At 62.7% G+C, this 18,013-nt stretch carries 19 protein-coding genes; 13 read left to right on the top strand and 6 right to left on the bottom strand.

Annotated elements, in window-relative coordinates:
- Positions 1 to 15 precede the first annotated feature (15 nt).
- Together hrcA and grpE are read left to right on the top strand one after the other, a co-directional pair.
- Positions 16 to 1,107 carry a heat-inducible transcriptional repressor HrcA gene (gene hrcA / locus ACP7AL_RS05670; protein ID WP_006023336.1) on the top strand — a complete coding sequence of 364 codons (1,092 nt, stop codon included), beginning with the start codon at positions 16 to 18 and terminating at the stop codon, positions 1,105 to 1,107.
- Between the two features lie 90 nt (positions 1,108 to 1,197).
- On the top strand, positions 1,198 to 1,791 hold the full coding sequence (gene grpE, locus ACP7AL_RS05665; RefSeq protein ID WP_006023337.1) for a nucleotide exchange factor GrpE: 594 nt from the start codon (positions 1,198 to 1,200) through the stop codon (positions 1,789 to 1,791).
- Between the two features lie 6 nt (positions 1,792 to 1,797).
- Here the strand turns inward: grpE and ACP7AL_RS05660 are convergent, their stop codons facing one another.
- A complete protein-coding gene (locus ACP7AL_RS05660) occupies positions 1,798 to 2,730 on the bottom strand; it encodes a hypothetical protein (RefSeq protein ID WP_425989688.1) in 933 nt (310 codons plus the stop codon).
- Between the two features lie 343 nt (positions 2,731 to 3,073).
- Here ACP7AL_RS05660 and dnaK point away from each other — a divergent pair, with 343 nt between their 5' ends.
- The 6 genes from dnaK to ACP7AL_RS05630 all read left to right on the top strand — a co-directional run bounded on the left by dnaK (position 3,074) and on the right by ACP7AL_RS05630 (position 8,610).
- Positions 3,074 to 4,975, top strand: a complete 1,902-nt coding sequence (dnaK, locus tag ACP7AL_RS05655; protein ID WP_006023339.1) for a molecular chaperone DnaK — start codon at positions 3,074 to 3,076, stop codon at positions 4,973 to 4,975.
- A gap of 90 nt (positions 4,976 to 5,065) precedes the next feature.
- Positions 5,066 to 6,202, top strand: coding sequence for a molecular chaperone DnaJ (dnaJ, locus tag ACP7AL_RS05650; RefSeq protein WP_425989685.1), 1,137 nt, complete (start codon positions 5,066 to 5,068; stop codon positions 6,200 to 6,202).
- 100 nt (positions 6,203 to 6,302) lie between these two features.
- Positions 6,303 to 6,902 carry a class I SAM-dependent methyltransferase gene (locus tag ACP7AL_RS05645; protein WP_006023341.1) on the top strand — a complete coding sequence of 200 codons (600 nt, stop codon included), beginning with the start codon at positions 6,303 to 6,305 and terminating at the stop codon, positions 6,900 to 6,902.
- Between the two features lie 90 nt (positions 6,903 to 6,992).
- Positions 6,993 to 7,574 carry an NADPH-dependent FMN reductase gene (locus tag ACP7AL_RS05640; protein WP_425989683.1) on the top strand — a complete coding sequence of 194 codons (582 nt, stop codon included), beginning with the start codon at positions 6,993 to 6,995 and terminating at the stop codon, positions 7,572 to 7,574.
- Between the two features lie 6 nt (positions 7,575 to 7,580).
- Positions 7,581 to 8,288, top strand: a complete 708-nt coding sequence (gene pyrF / locus ACP7AL_RS05635; RefSeq protein WP_425989681.1) for an orotidine-5'-phosphate decarboxylase — start codon at positions 7,581 to 7,583, stop codon at positions 8,286 to 8,288.
- A gap of 16 nt (positions 8,289 to 8,304) precedes the next feature.
- Positions 8,305 to 8,610, top strand: a complete 306-nt coding sequence (locus tag ACP7AL_RS05630) for a DUF1330 domain-containing protein (protein ID WP_425989679.1) — start codon at positions 8,305 to 8,307, stop codon at positions 8,608 to 8,610.
- Positions 8,611 to 8,764: 154 nt separating this feature from the next.
- Here the strand turns inward: ACP7AL_RS05630 and ACP7AL_RS05625 are convergent, their stop codons facing one another.
- Positions 8,765 to 9,757 carry a hypothetical protein gene (locus tag ACP7AL_RS05625; RefSeq protein ID WP_425989677.1) on the bottom strand — a complete coding sequence of 331 codons (993 nt, stop codon included), beginning with the start codon at positions 9,755 to 9,757 and terminating at the stop codon, positions 8,765 to 8,767.
- 186 nt (positions 9,758 to 9,943) lie between these two features.
- Here ACP7AL_RS05625 and dapB point away from each other — a divergent pair, with 186 nt between their 5' ends.
- Genes dapB through ACP7AL_RS05610 form a run of 3 tightly spaced genes read left to right on the top strand, consistent with a single transcriptional unit; the run spans position 9,944 to position 11,859 of the window.
- Positions 9,944 to 10,759, top strand: a complete 816-nt coding sequence (dapB, locus tag ACP7AL_RS05620; protein ID WP_425989675.1) for a 4-hydroxy-tetrahydrodipicolinate reductase — start codon at positions 9,944 to 9,946, stop codon at positions 10,757 to 10,759.
- Between the two features lie 28 nt (positions 10,760 to 10,787).
- Positions 10,788 to 11,411: a 2,3-bisphosphoglycerate-dependent phosphoglycerate mutase gene (locus ACP7AL_RS05615; protein ID WP_425989673.1), complete on the top strand. Its 624-nt coding sequence runs from the start codon at positions 10,788 to 10,790 to the stop codon at positions 11,409 to 11,411.
- 4 nt (positions 11,412 to 11,415) lie between these two features.
- Entirely contained in the window at positions 11,416 to 11,859 is a 444-nt protein-coding gene (locus ACP7AL_RS05610) for a hypothetical protein (protein ID WP_425989671.1), read from the top strand.
- Here the strand turns inward: ACP7AL_RS05610 and ACP7AL_RS05605 are convergent.
- Positions 11,856 to 12,764, bottom strand: a complete 909-nt coding sequence (locus tag ACP7AL_RS05605; protein WP_425989669.1) for a methylated-DNA--[protein]-cysteine S-methyltransferase — start codon at positions 12,762 to 12,764, stop codon at positions 11,856 to 11,858. The two genes, ACP7AL_RS05610 and ACP7AL_RS05605, sit on opposite strands and share 4 nt — an antisense overlap.
- A 96-nt stretch (positions 12,765 to 12,860) precedes the next feature.
- Positions 12,861 to 13,385, bottom strand: a complete 525-nt coding sequence (locus ACP7AL_RS05600; RefSeq protein ID WP_024921072.1) for a DUF2244 domain-containing protein — start codon at positions 13,383 to 13,385, stop codon at positions 12,861 to 12,863.
- 22 nt (positions 13,386 to 13,407) lie between these two features.
- Here ACP7AL_RS05600 and nth point away from each other — a divergent pair, with 22 nt between their 5' ends.
- Entirely contained in the window at positions 13,408 to 14,190 is a 783-nt protein-coding gene (gene nth, locus ACP7AL_RS05595) for an endonuclease III (RefSeq protein ID WP_425990027.1), read from the top strand.
- Between the two features lies 1 nt (position 14,191).
- On the opposite strand, the gene ACP7AL_RS05590 is transcribed toward nth, so the two are convergent.
- A complete protein-coding gene (locus ACP7AL_RS05590; protein ID WP_425989667.1) occupies positions 14,192 to 14,944 on the bottom strand; it encodes a sulfate transporter family protein in 753 nt (250 codons plus the stop codon).
- A gap of 257 nt (positions 14,945 to 15,201) precedes the next feature.
- Positions 15,202 to 16,086, bottom strand: a complete 885-nt coding sequence (locus ACP7AL_RS05585) for a YiiX/YebB-like N1pC/P60 family cysteine hydrolase (protein WP_425989665.1) — start codon at positions 16,084 to 16,086, stop codon at positions 15,202 to 15,204.
- Between the two features lie 352 nt (positions 16,087 to 16,438).
- Here ACP7AL_RS05585 and ACP7AL_RS05580 point away from each other — a divergent pair, with 352 nt between their 5' ends.
- Positions 16,439 to 17,884 carry a flavin monoamine oxidase family protein gene (locus ACP7AL_RS05580; protein WP_425989663.1) on the top strand — a complete coding sequence of 482 codons (1,446 nt, stop codon included), beginning with the start codon at positions 16,439 to 16,441 and terminating at the stop codon, positions 17,882 to 17,884.
- The last annotated feature ends 129 nt before the right edge of the window (positions 17,885 to 18,013 follow it).

Raw genomic sequence — 18,013 nt, 5'->3', positions numbered from 1 at the left:
GTTTGGAGCCCGATTTTGGCCCACCATGACCCGATAGGCCATCTGATCACGCCGAACGCCGGACTGGCGCAGCTCAACGAGCGGTCGCGGGATATCTTCCGCCAGATCGTCGAGAGCTATCTGGCCACTGGCGAGCCGGTGGGTTCACGCAACATCTCGCGCCTTATCACGATGCCGCTTTCCCCGGCCTCGGTGCGCAACGTGATGTCGGATCTCGAGCAGTTGGGGCTGATCTACGCGCCGCACACCTCCGCGGGCCGGCTGCCGACCGAACTCGGCCTGCGCTTTTTCGTCGATGCGCTGATGCAGGTCGGCGATCTGACCGAGCCGGAGCGGCAGTCGATCGAAAGCCAGCTTAAATCCGTCGGCGGAGCAACGTCAGTCGAAGCCGCGCTGAGCGAAGCGCTGACACGGCTGTCGGGTCTGACCCGCGCAGCCGCCGTGGTCCTTACGCAGAAGTCGAATGTGCGGCTCAAGCATATCGAATTCGTGCGGCTGGAACCGACGCAGGCGCTGGTCGTGCTGGTGGCCGAAGACGGCCAGGTCGAAAATCGCGTGCTGACGCTGCAGCCGGGCGTGCCGTCGTCGGCGCTGACCGAAGCCTCGAATTTTCTCAACGCCAGGATTCGCGGGCGCACACTGGCGGAGGCGCGCAGCGAACTCGAAGCCGCGCTGACGGCGGGACGCAGCGAGCTCGATCAACTCACGCAGAAGGTGATCGCGGCGGGTATTGCGAGCTGGTCCGGCGGCGCCAGCGATGAGCGGCAACTGATCGTTCGCGGTCACGCCAATCTGCTGGAAGATCTTCACGCGATGGAGGATCTCGAGCGGGTGCGGCTGCTGTTCGACGATCTTGAAGCCAAGAAAGGCGTGATCGATCTGCTTGGCCGCGCGGAACGCGCCGACGGTGTGCGCATTTTCATCGGCTCCGAGAACAAGCTGTTCTCACTGTCCGGTTCCTCGACCATCATCGCGCCCTATCGCGATGGCGCGGGTCATATCGTCGGCGTGCTCGGCGTCATCGGCCCGACCCGGCTGAACTATGCGCGGGTCATCCCGACAGTCGATTACGCCGCCCGGATCGTCAGCCAGCTGATCGGCAAATAGTGCGTTTGCGCTTGATTTTCCGCCTCTAAAGCACGATATGCGGGCTAACAATCCCACATGACGACGACGATTTGCTGAAAAGGGTAAGCAATGGCCAATTCCAATGGGCAAAAGGAACCGCAGGACGCGTCGGCGCCGGAACCGGCGAACGACAAGGAGCCCGTGGTCTCAAAGCCGTACGTGATGCCCGACGATCCCGAGGAGGGTTCGGTCGAAGCGCTCACCAAGGAGGTGGCCGAGGCCAAGGACCGGATGCTGCGCACGCTCGCGGAGATGGAAAATCTGCGCAAGCGGACCCAGCGTGAAGTCGCCGACGCGCGGACCTATGGCATCACGGCTTTCGCGCGCGACGTGCTCGACATCGCCGACAATCTGCAGCGCGCGCTGGATGCCGTGCCGATGGAAGCCCGCGAAGCCGCCGATCCCGGCCTCAAGGCGCTGATCGAGGGCGTTGAGCTGACCGAGAAGTCGCTGCACAAGGCGCTCGAGAAAAACGGCGTGCAGAAGCTTGAACCGCTCGGTGAGAAGTTCAATCCGAACTTCCATCAGGCGATGTATGAGGTACCGGATTCCTCGGTGCCGGCGGGCACCGTCGTGCAGGTCGTGCAGGGCGGGTACACCATCGGCGAACGCGTGCTGCGTCCGGCGCTGGTCGCTGTCTCCAAGGGCGGCGCGAAGAACTAGCGTCTGCTAACGCGGGTCGATGCCGTCCCGGACTGCGCGGAATCGCGGGAACGCTTTCGGCCATTCCTCGCGGGTCGCGCTTGCGATAATCCGCAGCGATGATCCGCCGCCGAATCTCAGCCACTGCACCACGGTCACCGGCGTGTCGTTCTTGCCGGCCACGGCTTCGATCCGTGTTTCGAATCCGGGTGTGCCTTCGATCCGCATCGGCTCGTTCGAGATGATTCGCGCATTGCGAATGCCGGGAATCGCGGCTGCGGTCTGTTGTGCAAAGCGCCCGCGATCTTCCGGCGAGGACGGACCGGACGCTGTCAGACCGATCACCATGTAGGGCGCACCATCGAGCGTGGTGTCCTCGGTGCCGTCGGTCAGCAGGATCGACGAGCGCGGCGCCAGGGTTCGAACGGTTTTAAAATCGCTGAGCTCGCCGATCTTGAACGGCATCAGGCTGAGCTGTTCCTCGGTCGGCACTTCGTTGCGCAGCGTCGCAGAGGCGAACATCTTGCGCATGGCGTCATCTGAGAGAGGCTTGGCGGCGTCCTCGCGGGCCTGCGCGATGATGTAGCCGGTGAATTTCTCGCCGGAGATGATGACCGAGTACATCTTGATCGTGGTCGCGCCATCCTTGCCGGTATCGGACGTGATGAACGCCTTGCCGGCCGCGGTTTCGAAAGCCTCCGGCTTCGATCCTGTGGTTGTGGGCTTGCCCTCCTTCACAGCGGCTTCGACTGCGGCGAACGCTGCCGGAGGTATCTCGGCGACGCCGACCTTGACCTTCTGATCCGCGGATTCGAACCCCAGAAAATCCTTGGCCACGGTGAGCCCTTCGGCGGGCACCAGCCCGACGCGTGCCCCCGATGGGAACACCGGATCGGCGGCCAGGGCCGGAGATGCGACAGCGATAAAGACAACGGCGAGAAGGCGGACGATTGTTTTCATGAAGCCTGACTGATGTCGTATTGAGGCCGTTCGATGGTTGGGCACGGCGGGATGGTCTCGTTTTCGAGGCCCTGACTGTTTCCGCGCCGGGCCAACAGATCAAGGCCCGAATCGTTGCAAATTGACGCATTCGCCGTTGCTTCCCGTGCCCGGAGGGCGGGTCTGTGGCGGGCGTAAAAATTCATTTTCCCGGCTGTTTACAAGGGCCGGTCCTTGCGGCCCCATGCCCCCCTCCTATATGAGGCGGAGCGTCGCGACGTCGCGAACATTTGATATTGGGGGTTTGGATTGGTGCGCCGTCAGGGCCCAGCCAACCTGCCGCAAAAAGAAGGACTAGAGGACCATGGGAAAGGTCATTGGGATCGATCTCGGCACCACGAATTCGTGCGTTGCCGTGATGGACGGCAAATCGCCGAAAGTTATCGAGAATGCCGAGGGCATGCGGACGACACCGTCCATCGTTGCCTTCACTGACGACGGCGAACGCCTCGTCGGCCAGCCCGCCAAGCGCCAGGCTGTTACCAATCCGGAAAACACCATCTTCGCAGTCAAGCGCCTCATCGGCCGCCGCTACGACGATCCGACGGTCGAAAAGGACAAGAAGCTTGTCCCCTACAAGATCGTTAAGGCTTCCAACGGCGATGCCTGGGTCGAGGCCGACGGCCAGACCTACTCGCCCTCGCAGGTCTCCGCTTTCATTCTTCAGAAGATGAAAGAGACCGCGGAAGCTCATCTCGGCCAGAAGGTCGATCAGGCGGTCATCACCGTTCCGGCCTATTTCAACGACGCCCAGCGTCAGGCCACCAAGGACGCCGGCAAGATCGCCGGCCTTGAAGTGCTGCGCATCATCAACGAGCCGACGGCGGCAGCGCTCGCCTACGGTCTCGACAAGACGAAGAACGGCACCATTGCGGTGTACGACCTCGGCGGCGGCACCTTCGACGTGTCGATCCTCGAGATCGGCGATGGCGTGTTCGAAGTGAAGTCCACCAACGGCGACACGTTCCTCGGCGGTGAAGACTTCGACATGCGCCTCGTCGGCTATCTGGCGGACGAATTCCAGAAGGAGCAGGGCATCAACCTGCGCAACGACAAGCTCGCGTTGCAGCGCCTGAAGGAAGCCGCTGAAAAGGCCAAGATCGAGCTGTCGTCGACGACACAGACCGAAATCAATCTGCCGTTCATCACGGCGGACGCTTCCGGTCCGAAGCATCTGACCATGAAGCTCACCCGCGCGAAGTTCGAAGCGCTGGTGGACGATCTGATCCAGAAGACCATCGAGCCGTGCCGCAAGGCGCTGAAGGATGCCGGTCTTTCGGCAGCCGAGATCAACGAAGTCGTTCTGGTCGGCGGCATGACCCGCATGCCGAAGGTGCAGGAAGTCGTGAAGCAGTTGTTCGGCAAGGAGCCGCACAAGGGCGTCAACCCTGATGAAGTCGTTGCCATCGGCGCCGCGATTCAGGCGGGCGTGCTTCAGGGCGACGTCAAGGACGTGCTGCTGCTCGACGTCACGCCGCTCTCGCTCGGCATCGAAACGCTGGGTGGTGTGTTCACCCGCATCATCGAGCGCAACACTACGATCCCGACCAAGAAGAGCCAGGTGTTCTCGACCGCCGAGGACAACCAGGGCGCGGTCACCATTCGCGTGTTCCAGGGTGAACGCGAGATGGCGGCCGACAACAAGATGCTCGGTCAGTTCGACCTGATGGGCATTCCTCCGGCGCCGCGCGGCATGCCGCAGATCGAGGTCACGTTCGACATCGACGCCAACGGCATCGTCAATGTGTCGGCGAAGGACAAGGCAACCAACAAGGAACAGCAGATTCGCATTCAGGCGTCCGGTGGACTGTCGGAAAGCGACATCGAAAAGATGGTCAAGGACGCCGAGGCCAATGCGGCCGAGGACAAGAAGCGCCGCGAGGCTGTCGACGCCAAGAACCATGCCGACGCACTGGTGCATTCCACCGAGAAGGCGCTGGCCGAGCATGGTGCGAAGGTCGGCGAGCCCGAGCGCAAGGCCATCGAAGACGCGCTGGCGGATCTGAAGGAAGCCCTGAAGGGCGACGATGCAGAAGCCATCAAGACGAAGACCAATACCCTCGCTCAGGCTTCGATGAAGCTCGGCGAGGCAATGTACACGCAGCAGGCCGAGGCGGACGCCGCCAAGGATGCTGCGAAGGACGATGTCGTTGACGCCGAGTTTACCGAAGTCGATGACGATAAGACCAACAAGAAGTCCGCGTAACTGTACACGACCGGCCTCCCCTTCAAGGGGAGGCCTTTCGTGGTGAACCGAACCACTCACACATCCAGACTCGCATGACACAGATCAGCCATGTCTAAGGCCTGCTATTATGAGACACTGGAAGTCGAACGTTCTGTCGACGAAGCCGGCCTGAAGTCGGCCTTCCGCAAGCTCGCGATGAAATGGCACCCGGACAAGAATCCGGGCGACCCGTCCTGCGAGCACAAGTTCAAGGAAATCTCCGAGGCCTACGAGATCCTCAAGGACGGCAACAAGCGTGCCGCCTACGATCGCTATGGCCATGCCGCGTTCGAGCAGGGCAATGGCAACGGCCATGCGCACGGCTTCGGCGCGGGCTTTGCGTCTTCTTTCTCAGATATTTTCGAAGACCTGTTCGGCATGGCCGGACAGCGCGGCGGCCGTGGCGGCCGCGAGCGCGGGGCGGACCTGCGCTACAACATGGAAATCACGCTGGAGGAGGCATTCTCCGGCAAGACCGCGCAGATCAACATTCCCGTTGCGGTGACCTGCGAGACATGCTCCGGCACCGGCGCCAAGGCCGGCACCAAGCCGAAGACCTGTTCGATGTGCGGCGGCGCCGGCCGCGTTCGCCAGGCGCAAGGCTTCTTCACGCTGGAGCGCACCTGTCCGGGCTGTCAGGGCCGCGGTCAGATGATCGAGACGCCGTGCGCGTCCTGTTCGGGACAGGGCCGCGTTCAGAAGGAGCGCACGCTGTCGGTCAACATTCCGCAGGGAGTTGAGGACGGCACCCGTATCCGTCTCGCTGGCGAAGGCGAGGCGGGCGTGCAGGGCGGTCCTGCGGGCGATCTCTACATCTTCCTGTCGCTGGCGGCGCACAAGTTCTTCCAGCGCGACGGCGCCGATCTGCATTGCCGCGTTCCGGTGTCGATGGTGACCGCCGCGATGGGCGGCGAGTTCGACGTGCCGACCATCGACAAGGGCAAGACCAAGGTGAAGGTGCCGTCAGGCACCCAGTCCGGCCGCCGCTTCCGCGTCGCCGGCAAAGGCATGCCTGTGCTGCGTTCCCGGCAGATGGGCGACCTGTATGTTCAGGTCGTGGTCGAAACGCCGCAAAATCTGACCAAAAAGCAGAAAGAACTGCTGGCGGAGTTCGAAAAGCTGTCGTCAGGCGACACGCAGCCGGAAGCGGCTGGTTTCTTCAAGATGGTCAAGGACTTCTTCGGAACCCGCGCCAATTCGCCATAGGGCCCCGCGCGACGCGCCCGCTTCTTTTTGCTTGCGTCGATACCCCATTGTGAAGGAAATTTGACGCCTCGCCCCGCCCTGGGGCTCCGTTGGAAGTATCATGGCTCCCCAATCCACTGCGCGCGCGTTGAAAAAGCCGCTTCGTCTCGATGACGAAGTCCGTTTTCTCCGCTCATGGATTGAAAAGCCGCTGCACATGGGTGCGGTGATGCCTTCCAGCAAGGCGCTGGCGCGCACGATGGCGCGTTACGTCGATCCGCATTCCACCGGTCCCGTCATTGAGCTCGGCCCCGGCACCGGCGCGATCACCGACGCGCTGATCGCGCATGGCGTGGCCGAGAAACGCCTCGTGCTGGTGGAGTTCGATCCGGGTTTCTGCGCGCTGCTGCGTGAACGCTATCCGCAGGCGACGGTCATCCAGGGCGATGCCTACAACCTCGACCAGACGCTGGCGGACTGGAAAGAGCCTGCGGCCGCGATGGCTTCGGGCCTGCCGCTGGTCACCAAGCCGATGCTGGTCCGCCTCAAGCTGATGCGCGATGCCTTCCAGAAGATGGAGCCGGGCGCGCCCTTCATTCAGTTCACCTACTCGGTGGCGCCGCCGATCCCGAAATCGCTGCCGGGAATTCACACCCAGGCTTCGGAGCGGGTCTGGATGAACCTGCCTCCCGCGCGGGTCTGGGTCTACCGCAAGGGCTGATACTGCCCGACCGCCGCGTTTTGCGTCCCGAAATTCGCCAAGCTATAAACCTGTCGCGCCTTCGCCCTGTCCGAAGGCGACAGGGACATCATGGCCGCACTGAAAATCCTCGTCATTCCAGGCTCGCTGCGCACCGGCTCGTTCAACGCACGGCTTGCCGCCGTCGCCGTCAAGGAACTGGCGCTGCTCGATGTCGATGTCACGCTGATCTCGCTCGCCGATTATCCGCTGCCGATCTATGACGGCGACCTTGAAGCGAAATCCGGCGTACCGGCCAACGCCGTCGATCTCAAACGCATGATTGGCGCACATCACGGCGTCCTTATCGTCAGCCCGGAATATAATTCGTCGGTGCCGCCGCTTTTGAAGAATGCCATCGACTGGGTGACGCGGGTGCGCGACCGGGGCGAGACGTTCGGTCAGGTGTTTCGCGAGCGCGCCTTTGCGATCGGCGCGGCGTCCGACGGAAAATTCGGCGGGCTTCGTGTGCTGATGGCGCTGCGCCAGATTCTGGCGCTGGGCTGCGGCGCGACGGTGGTCCCGAAGCAGATGGGACTGTCGTTTGCCGATCAGGCCTTCGACGACATGGACCGCCTGAAGGATCCGGCCGACGCCGAATTGCTGCGCGGAACCCTGCGCCAGTTGATCGATACCGCCCAGCAGATGATGTGAGACCGCATGAAGCCAGCACATGTTGACACCCGCGACCGGCTGATTGTTGCGCTCGATCTCTCCAGCGTCGAGGCGGCGGAAGCGCTGATCGCGCGACTTGGTGATAGCGTGACCTTCTACAAGGTCGGCTACCAGCTTGGTTACGCCGGCGGGCTGGCGCTGGTGCCGAAACTCGCGGAGCGTGGCAAGAAGGTTTTCGTCGATCTGAAACTGCACGACATCGGCAACACGGTAGCCAGGGGCATCGAGAGCATTGCCAAGTTAGGGGCGACCTTCGCCACGGTGCATGCCTATCCGCAGACCATGCAGGCGGCGGTCGAGGCGCGCGGATCGTCGCTTAAGATTCTCGCGGTCACGGTGCTGACCTCCTACGACGAGGACGATCTGCACGCGGCAGGCTATCGGCTCGGTGTATCGGATCTGGTGGAAGCGCGCGCGCTGCAGGCACAGACTCTCGGCGTCGATGGCCTTGTGTGTTCAGGCGAAGAGGCTGCCACCGTGCGCGGCATTGTCGGTCCGCAGATGGCGCTGGTGACGCCGGGCATTCGCCCCGCAGGCAGCGCGGCGGGCGATCAGAAACGTATCATGACCCCTGGCCGCGCGATCGCTGCCGGTGCGGATTATCTTGTGGTGGGCCGGCCGGTGGTGGAAGCCGCCGATCCGAAGGCGGCGGCGGAAGCGATCGTTTCCGAAATCGCGCAGGCGGGCGGCTAATAAAAAGGAGACAGCAATGGCCAAGGGTTACTGGATTGCGCGGATCGATGTACATGACCTCGATGCCTATCGGCGCGATTATGTCGCGCACAATGGCGCGGTGTTCAAGAAATATGGCGCGAAGTTTCTGGTGCGCGGCGGCACCCACGAGGCCCACGAAGGCCCGGCGCGGTCGCGTAATGTCGTGCTCGAATTCAAGGACTACGCGACCGCGCAGGCTTGCTACCATTCGCCGGAATATCAGGCGCTGATCAAGGCGCGCGCGCCGCATTCCAAGGGCGAGATCATCATTATCGAAGGCTATGACGGCGATCAGCCGTAAGCTCCACGAGATAAAAACCGAACCGTCATCCTGAGGTGCGAGCACTTGCGAGCCTCGAAGGATGACAAGGTAATGCGCCGTCTCCCTTCGAGGCCTCCGCTTCGCTACGGCACCTCAGGAGGACGGCGAGAGTCGAGATGACCGTTGACTGCTGCTACTTCCCCATCCCGTTTTCAGGGACGATCAGCGGAATGAATCCGAACACGTTGCTGCTGTCGGGATCGACCACCACGCGCACGGCGTGGACCAGGGTGTCACCGTAAACCATCAGCTTGTTGACGCCGGGGATTGGCTTGCCCTTGCTGTTGCGCAGCGGCGCGATTGAAAAATAATGTTCGTCGCCGTGAATCAGCAGCACCGGCTTGCCGAAGCTTTTCGCACCGGCCTCGATGGCGTCGAGCGTGTTGATAAAGCCGGACTGGCGCGGCATCGCGCCATTGGGAAAGCGCGACTCGTCGAACTCCGCCTGCACGAAGATCACAACGGCCTTGGCGTTATCGGCGCTTGCCTTGGCGAAGCTCGCATTGATCCAGGCGACATTGGCCTTGTCGCGGGCGAAGAACTCCGGCGCCGCGCCGGGGTCCTGCGCCTCGAAGCCGTTGTTCGAGCCGGGCACATGCGCGGTGAGAAACATCACGCCGTTTTTGGCGAACCGGGTGTTCTCCACATAGGTTGAGAATTCCGGCATCAGCAACGCCTGGCTTTCCACATCGAGCGGCGTCTTGCCGAGCGATTTTCCGGGCGTTGCGAAAAACATCTCGCGCAGCCTCATGAGACGCTCGCGCGGATTGTAGCCGCCAGCAGCCTTGCGATGGCAGTCGAGCCATTCGTTGTCGCCGATGGTGTAAACCAACGCGCCCTCGAAGGTCTGGATCTGGTCGTAGGATTTCTTCAGGACCTCGTCGCTGCATGGAATCCCGCCGGATTTGATGTCACCCACATGCAGGGTGAAGGCCGGCTTGAGCGCGTTGACGGCGGCGATCAGCCGGTCAAACTTCGTATAGTCCTCCGGCAGGTTGTAGGGCATATCGCCGAGCGCCACGAACGAGAACGCGTTGTCGCCGCCGATCCGCTCGGCGGCGGCCGCGGGCATCAACGAGGCGCCGATCATGAGCGTCAGCGCGGAGAGGGCGGGCAGGAAGCGCATGGTGATCGTCCTTCGGGTGGTCTCTGAATTAGGCCGCGCGCGTGACCTTTGCATGACTTCTGCAGGCCGTCGCGCGGTGCTGGCTACAAACCACCTTGTCGCGCGGGCCGGAGTGCGGTTGCCGCCGTGGCTTGGCGCCGCTATACCGCCGAAAGCAAGTTTTGAAACGGGTTTTGAGGGCTGGAAATGGCCGATATGCGCCTGATCGTTGCTGGAGCCGGTGGCCGGATGGGGCGGGCCCTTATCCGCGCCATTGCCGAAACCCCGGGAGCTACGCTGGCCGGGGCGCTGGAGGCGCCGGGCTCCGAGCTGCTGGGTCAGGATTCCGGCGTACTGGCGGGGCTTGCCCCCAACGGGATCGAATTGTCCGGCGACCTCTGGACCCTGTCGAAGAACGCCGACGGAATCCTCGATTTCACCGTGCCGGCTGCGACCATCGCCAATGTCGCCATCGCGGCCCAGCGCGGCATTGTTCATGTCATCGGCACCACCGGCCTGTCGGCGTCGGACAACGCAGTCATCAAGAGCGTTACCTCGCAGGCCATCGTCGTTCAGTCCGGCAATATGAGCCTCGGGGTTAACCTGCTGGCGGCGCTGGTCAAGCAGGTGGCGAAGTCGCTCGACGAGGATTTCGACATCGAGATTCTTGAAATGCACCACAGGCAGAAGATCGATGCCCCGTCGGGCACCGCCTATCTGCTGGGTCAGGCGGCCGCCGATGGCCGCGGCGTCAATCTCGATCAGCGGTCGGTGCGCGCGCGCGACGGTCATACCGGCGCGCGCATTCCGGGCGACATCGGATTTGCGACCCTGCGCGGCGGTACCGCCACGGGTGATCACACGGTGATTTTCGCCGGGCCTTATGAACGCATCGAACTGGCGCACAAGTCGGAGGATCGCATGATCTTCGCGCGCGGCGCGCTGAAGGCGGCGATGTGGGCGATGGGCAAGAAGCCGGGCTTCTACACCATGGCCGATGTGCTCGGCATCGGCACATCTTGAATTCATCAGCGAAATCGGAATCGAAAGAATGAGCGAACGTCTTCTCGTGCTTGTGCGTCATGGCCAGAGCGAATGGAACCTGAAGAATCTTTTCACCGGCTGGAAAGATCCAGGTCTCACCGAACTTGGCGTCAAGGAAGCCATCGGTGCCGGCCGCAAGCTGAAAGAGCAGGGACTGACCTTCGATGTCGCCTTCACCTCGGTGCTGACGCGCGCGCAGACCACGCTCGATCTTGCGCTGAAGGAAATGGGCCAGACCGGGATTCCGATCACGCGCAATCTTGCGCTGAACGAGCGCGACTACGGCGACCTGTCGGGTCTCAACAAGGACGACGCCCGCGCCAAGTGGGGCGAGGAGCAGGTGCTGATCTGGCGGCGGTCCTACGATGTGCCGCCTCCCGGCGGCGAAAGCCTGAAGGATACGCTGGCGCGTACGCTGCCTTACTATGTGCAGGAAATTCTGCCCTGTGTGCTGCGCGGCCAGCGCACGCTGGTCGCAGCGCACGGCAACTCGCTGCGCGCGCTGATCATGGTGCTGGAAAAGCTGACGCCGGATCAGATTCTCAAGCGCGAGCTCGGCACCGGCGCGCCGGTCGTCTATCGGCTTAACGCCGACGCCACTGTGGCGTCCGTGGTGGATTTAGCGGGGTAAGAATATGAATTCGGTTCCTGATCTTTCCAATGAGTGGGATCGAGATAAGTTGAGGAACTGGATTGCTAACGCGAAGCGGCTGGGTCGAGAGGATGTACGCAAGGCTGCTTATATTCAGCTTTGTAGGATTGAAGGGCGCAACATTGATGATCCGCTAGAAGCGGAGTTTGCGATTGTGATGCGTGCCCTCGAGGAGGCGCTGTCCGAGGAAAGTGGAAAGACGAAGCGACTTAGTCGGACGCGTCAGAAGCTGGGCAGGGTGGGGGTACGGCAAACTTTAGCCGACCTCGCTATGAAACCAACGCCATCTACTGGATTTCTTAAGCTCGTTGAATTCGACATGGCGCGGGAGCTCTCGGCCGAGGCGCTGGTCTTAAAGTACGAAGCTGAATTTGAGCCGTATGTAGTGGCTGCCGCAAAAAAGCGCCTAACTGAATATGGAATTTAGTGCCCCGCCGCCTGTCCGCTTTCCCAGCCGAGCATCGCGCGCTTGCGCGTGATGCCCCAGTGATAACCGGTGAGCGCGCCGCTCTTGCCGATCACCCGGTGGCACGGCACCACGAACGAAATCGGATTCCGGCCGACGGCTGCGCCGACCGCGCGCGACGCCTTCGGTGAGGAAATCTTGCACGCGACATCCGAATAGGTGGTGGCGCGGCCCATCGGAATCTTCAGCAGCGTTTCCCAGACCCGGACCTCGAAGTCGGTACCGATCAGCACCACGCGCAGCGGCTGGTCTTCGCGCCATTGCGAGGAATCGAAAATCCGTTTCGCCAAAGGCGCTGTCTCGGCGAACGATTCGATGTAGGTCGCCAGCGGCCAGCGCCGCTGCATATCGGCCAGCGCCGGCATTTCCTCGCCTTCGTCGGCGAACGCCAGACCTGCAAGCCCGCGCTCGCTGGCGATAATTACCGCCATGCCGAACGGCGAGGGATGGAAGCCGTAGCGCAGCGTCATGCCTTCGCCGCCCTTTTTCCACTCGCCCGGCGACATCGCTTCATGGGTCACGAACAGATCATGCAGCCGTCCCGGACCGGACAGGCCGGAGTCATAAGCGGCATCGAGCACGCTGGCGGAATCGCGCAGCAGCCGCTTGGCGTGGTCGAGCGTCAGCGCCTGCATGAAGTCCTTCGGCGTCAGTCCTGCCCAACGCCGGAACAGATGATGCAGTTCATCGGGTGTCAGATGCGCGGCGTCGGCCATCGCCTCGATGGTCGGCTGGGTGCGCCACTGCTCGGAGATGAATCCGATGGCGCGGCGCACCGAATCGTAGTCGCGCAGTGCCGCGCCCTGCTTGGAGGGCTTTGCGAGTTTCAGATCGGTGAGCATGGATTTCATCGCGGTGTTCATCATGGCGGCATCCGTTATGGGGTGTCCATCATGATGCGGATCTATGCTGTTCGTGGTGGTGCAAACCACCCGATTCCTGCCTGCGGTTCGGGCGAGCGATCAGGTGACCGGATTGAGCGTGGGCCCGCGCTTGGCGGCCTGGAGCGCTGTTGTTAAAGCTTTGGCGAAGCTGGCTTTTTCATCCGGGCCGAGAAAGCTTCCGATCGAGAGTCGCCGTCCGCGCGAGACCAGGTAGAGCTTCTCGATGCCGAATTCGGCGTGCGATTTCTGCTCGAGCTGGACCCACAGCGGATTGAGCGTCCATTCGACAACATGCCCGCGATGGCTGATACGCCGGACGCGGATTTCATAGGGCGTGACGACAATGTCTTCGATGGCGTCGGCGCGGCGGAAGTTCAGCTTGAACGCCCAATAGATGATCAGCGCGTCGAGCCCGAAGAAGGCGAACACCGGCCACGCACCCATCATCAGGAACATGATGCCGGCCGCGAAACTGACGGCGATGACAAATCCCATCAGCACCAGAAAGCCGTGGCGGCTCAGCGAACGATGGGGTGTCAGCCGCGCGCTGAACAGCGGTGCGTCCGCGATCTGCTCAGGATCAAAATCGTTGCGCTCATCCATGGCGCCTCACTATACCGGGAACATGGCAAAAAAGGCGATCACGTCCCGTTCAAAATCCAAGGCAAGTCCGGCCGGACCGGCAAAGCGGGTGTCAAAGGCCACCAAGCCGAAGCTCAAGCCAGGCGAGCTTAAGCCGACAAAGTTTAAGTCAACAAAGTTTAAGCCCTGGACCGAGGCCGAGGTGGTCGAGGCCTTTACCCGCTTCCGCAACGCCAACCCCGAACCGAAGGGTGAGCTCGAACACCTCAATCCCTACACGCTGCTGGTGGCGGTGGCGCTGTCGGCGCAGGCGACCGACGTTGGCGTCAACAAGGCGACGCGGCATCTGTTCCCGGTGGCCGACACACCGGAGAAAATGGTGGCGCTCGGCGAGGAGAGGCTGCGCGACTACATCAAGACCATCGGCCTCTATCGCACCAAGGCGAAGAACGTCATTGCCCTCTCGGAACAGTTGATCGCGCTGCACGGCAGTCAGGTGCCGCGCGATCGCGCCGCGCTGGAAGCGCTGCCGGGGGTCGGACGCAAGACCGCCAACGTCGTGCTCAACATCGCGTTCGGCGAACCGACCATCGCCGTCGACACCCATCTGTTTCGCGTCGGCAACCGCACGGGACTAGCGCCCGGCAAGACGCCGCTCGAAGTTGAGTTGGGATTGCTCGAGATCGTGCCGCCGCTGTTCGCGCGCCACGCCCATCACTGGCTGATCCTGCACGGCCGCTACACCTGCGTCGCACGCAAGCCGCGCTGCGAGGCGTGCATCATCAACGATCTGTGCCGGTGGCCGGAGAAGACGGTGCCGGTCTAGCTCAGGCCGTCGGCACGCGCGTTGGCCGCACCGGTTCGAGCAGCTCGGGCCGCGGGCCGGACAGCCGCTTGTGCATGTGGACCATGAAGGCCATGCCGAACAGCGGCGTCGCCAGATTCACGATCGGGATCGAGACGAAGGCGGCAATGAACAGTCCGGCCGTGAAGACGGTCGCGCCGTTCTGCTTGCGCAGCAGCTTGGCTTCCTCCGGTGTGCGGAAGCGCATCGCGGCGAGTTCGAAATACTCGCGGCCGAGCAGCCACGCTGTGGCGATGAAGAACACGATGAAGCCGGCACCCGCGAGCAGCACGAACGGCAGCGCAACGATATAAACCAGCACGGTCAGCAGCGCGGTCTTCGAGCCTTCCGTGATGGCGAGGCCGATCGGCAGCGCCTTGCCCGGCTTTTCCGCCGGATAGTGTTCGCGCTCGACAATGTCGGCGACGTCGTCGACGAACACGCTGGCGACCAGCGAGGTGATCGCGGGCATCAGGAACACAGCGCCGACGACGACGCCGAGGCCGGCGGCGATCGAGACAATCCATGTGAGAATACTGATGAGGGTATGATAGTCGGAGCCGACCATGGTCTCGGCCCATAGTCCGCCCGATCCTGCGAGCCAGCTCAGCAGCCGTTGCAGCGCCGCCGCGGCGGCGACAATCAGCACCAGCGCCAGACCGACCGACTTCCACAGGATGGAACGCATCGGCGGCGAAAGGATCTGGGACAGCGCCTTGAGCGCGGCGTCGAGCATGGGCAACCCTCCGAAAGAACCCCAAGAAAACCAGACCCAGTTAGATACGGCAAATGGGTTCGGCAAGTGGCGGGATCGGCAGGCGGCGTTCTGACGCGGAAATTTTTTAGTTACGCTGTCATTCCGGACAGCCGCATCGCGGCTGATCCGGAATCCAGAAGAGTTCATCGGAAATAATTTCGGGATTCCGGGCTCGCTCGCGAATGCTCGCGCCCCGGAATGACGACTAGCCAGAGCGCTCGAGATCGGATTCCGGCTCAGGCTGCGAGTTCGCGCGCCGGTTTGCCTTTCGGCGAATCCTGCTCAAACGGCGCAACAGGCGCGAGCGGTGCTTCCGACGTCTCGAAGACTCCCTCTGGAAAGGGATCGTTTTCGTCCGCCACCTCCGGGGACGGCTTGGTCGTGTCGGCCCAGTGCAGCGCCGTGTAGTCGAATCCGCGGACAATGGTCGGCTTGACGATCTCGAAATAGGGCGAGATGTCGAAGTCGCGTGGCATGTAGAGCGAGGAATCGCGAATGTGCAGAATTTCTTTGCGCGCCCGGCGGCTCGCGGCCTGCGTGATCTTCGGCAGGATCGGATAGCGCACCGCGCCGAAGGCCTGCGCGATCAGCGCCGAGCAGATGATCTTGGTCGGATCGCCCGAACCCAGCGAGATCATGCGCCGCCGCCAGCGCTGCGGGATCGGCAGCGGGATCAGGTAGCGCATCAGATCCAGAATATTCTTGGTGTCGTAGCCGAAGCCGACGCGATTGATCGCGTAGCGGCAGACCGTGGTGCGATCCTCATAGGACAGACCGACGGGGCGGCAGAGGCGGGTATGATAGGGATAGTATTTCGAGAGGGGCGCGGTAGTGACGCCTTCGCCGATATTTGCCTCGATCAGCACATGCGGTTCGCCATCGGGCTCGTTCGCGCCATCGATCGGACCGACATACAGCGCGGCGTGGGACCATGTCGACTGGGTGAGATACTTGATGATGCCGGAGACGCGATTGTTTCCCTCGACCAGCAGCACGTCGCCAGCCTCGATCAGCCCGCGGAGCCGTTCCGGATCGCTGGGCGTGAAAGGCTCATAACCCGGAACCTCTTTCTGGAGGTAACCGGCAATGATCTTGCCGACGGTATCGAGTACGAAGCCCATGGTGTTCTTCCCCCCGAGCGGCGCATTCAGGCCGCTTTCTTGTTGGCTTATTGTTGTCGAAAGCAATTTCAATTTAGTTCATGCGTCAAGCCTGCCACTCATCAAACATTCACCATGACCGTTGCCGCAAGGCCTCCAATGCGGCAAGTTCTGGTGTCTCGAATCCGACGTTCGCTGAATTGCGCGGCACGGCCGGAGCGAGCCTCAGATTCGAAGGACACCAGCAAATATATGATTCCAGTGTGGTTTCGGCTCGCAAGTCCGCATAAGAAGCTGCAGCAAACGTAATGCGGGCTTGTGAACCACCACGCTGGGATGTTCTCGCTTTTGGTCGAATTCCGGAAACCATGACATGACAATTACCCGGCGCGATATTCTGGCCGGTTCTGCGGCGTTCGCAGCGCTCTCACCCTTCGGAGCCAGCGCGATCGCAGCTCCCCTGCCGCGCGATGCTGACATTGTCGTGATCGGTGCCGGTGCCGCAGGCATTGCCGCCGCGCGCCGGATTTCCGCAACAGGCCGCAAGGTGGTCGTGATCGAAGCCGCGCCCAACATCGGCGGGCGCTGCGTCACCGATGCAACGGCCTTCGATGTGCCGTTCGACCGGGGCGCGCGCTGGCTCTACAACGCCGAGACCAGTCCGGCCGCAAAACTGGCGCGTGGTGTCGGCATGGATATGCTTCCCGCGCCGCGCGGCCAGCGCATCCGGATCGGCCGGCGCAACGCGCGCGCCGGTGAGAGCGAAGATTTTCTCGCCACGCTGGTCCGTGCCAATCGCGCCATGGGCGATGCCGTGCGCGGCAAGGCCGATATGCCCGCCGCCGCGGGGCTGCCGAGGGATCTCGGTGTATGGGCGGGCACCACGGATTTCCTGCTCGGCGCCGCCGCCACCGGTAAGGATCTGAAAGATCTGTCGGCGCTTGATCTTGTCGCCATGGCGCAGCGCGACGGACCGTCGGCCTGCCGTCAGGGACTGGGCGCGCTGATCGCCAAACTCGGCGAAGGCCTTCCCGTTGTGCTCTCGACGCCGGTGACGCGTATTGCGTGGAGCGGGCGTGATGCGCAGGTCGAGACATCTGCGGGCACCATCACCGCCAAAGCCGTCATCATGACGGCGTCGACCAACGCGCTGCTGTCGGGAAAGATCAAGTTCGCGCCCGACCTGCCGAAGCGCCAGCAGGATGCGGCGTCGAAGCTCACGCTCGGCAGCTACGATCACATTGCGCTGGAGTTGCCGGGCAATCCGCTTGGGCTGTCGCGCGACGATATCGTGATCGAGCAAAGCACCGACCGCTCGACCGGATTCCTGCTCGCCAACCTTGGCGGCTCGTCGCTGTGTCAGGTCGATGTCGCCGGCTCATTCGGCGCTGAACTGTCGGCGCGCGGCGAGGCGGCGATGGTGGCATTCGCGCAGGAATGGCTGACAAAATTATTTGGCGCGGACGTCAAGAACATTGCGAAGCGCACCACGGCGACACGCTGGAACGACATGCCGTACATTTATGGAGCGATGTCGGCGGCCTCGCCCGGCGGCCAGCCGGCACGGAAGGTTTTGATGGAGCCGCTGGGCAGTCTGTTTTTCGCCGGCGACGCCGCGCACGAAACCCAGTGGGGCACGGTTGGCGGCGCATGGGACTCCGGCGAGCGCGCCGCGGACGCGGCCCTGCGCAAGATCGGTGTGCTGAAAGATGCGCCGGTCGCGGAGAAATCCGGCAAAAAACCGAAACGCGCGCAATCGCGCGCAACGGCGGAGCCACCCGCGCCAGGCGGGCGCAGCCTGAACTGGCCGCGCAATTGACCGCTGTATTCGTTTGATCGGAATCGTCGCTTCGATGTCGCATCAAGCGAGAGCCGGCTCCCTCTCCCCGTGGGGGAGAGGGCCGGGGTGAGGGGGCTCAAATCTATCGAGAGATTCTACGCCCTCACC

Origin of the sequence: Afipia sp. DC4300-2b1 (assembly GCF_049895725.1) — a bacterium.
Classification (GTDB): Bacteria; Pseudomonadota; Alphaproteobacteria; order Rhizobiales; family Xanthobacteraceae; genus Afipia; species Afipia broomeae.
Note: the sequence above shows the minus strand (reverse complement) of the source record. Positions and strands in the feature narration are given on the sequence as shown.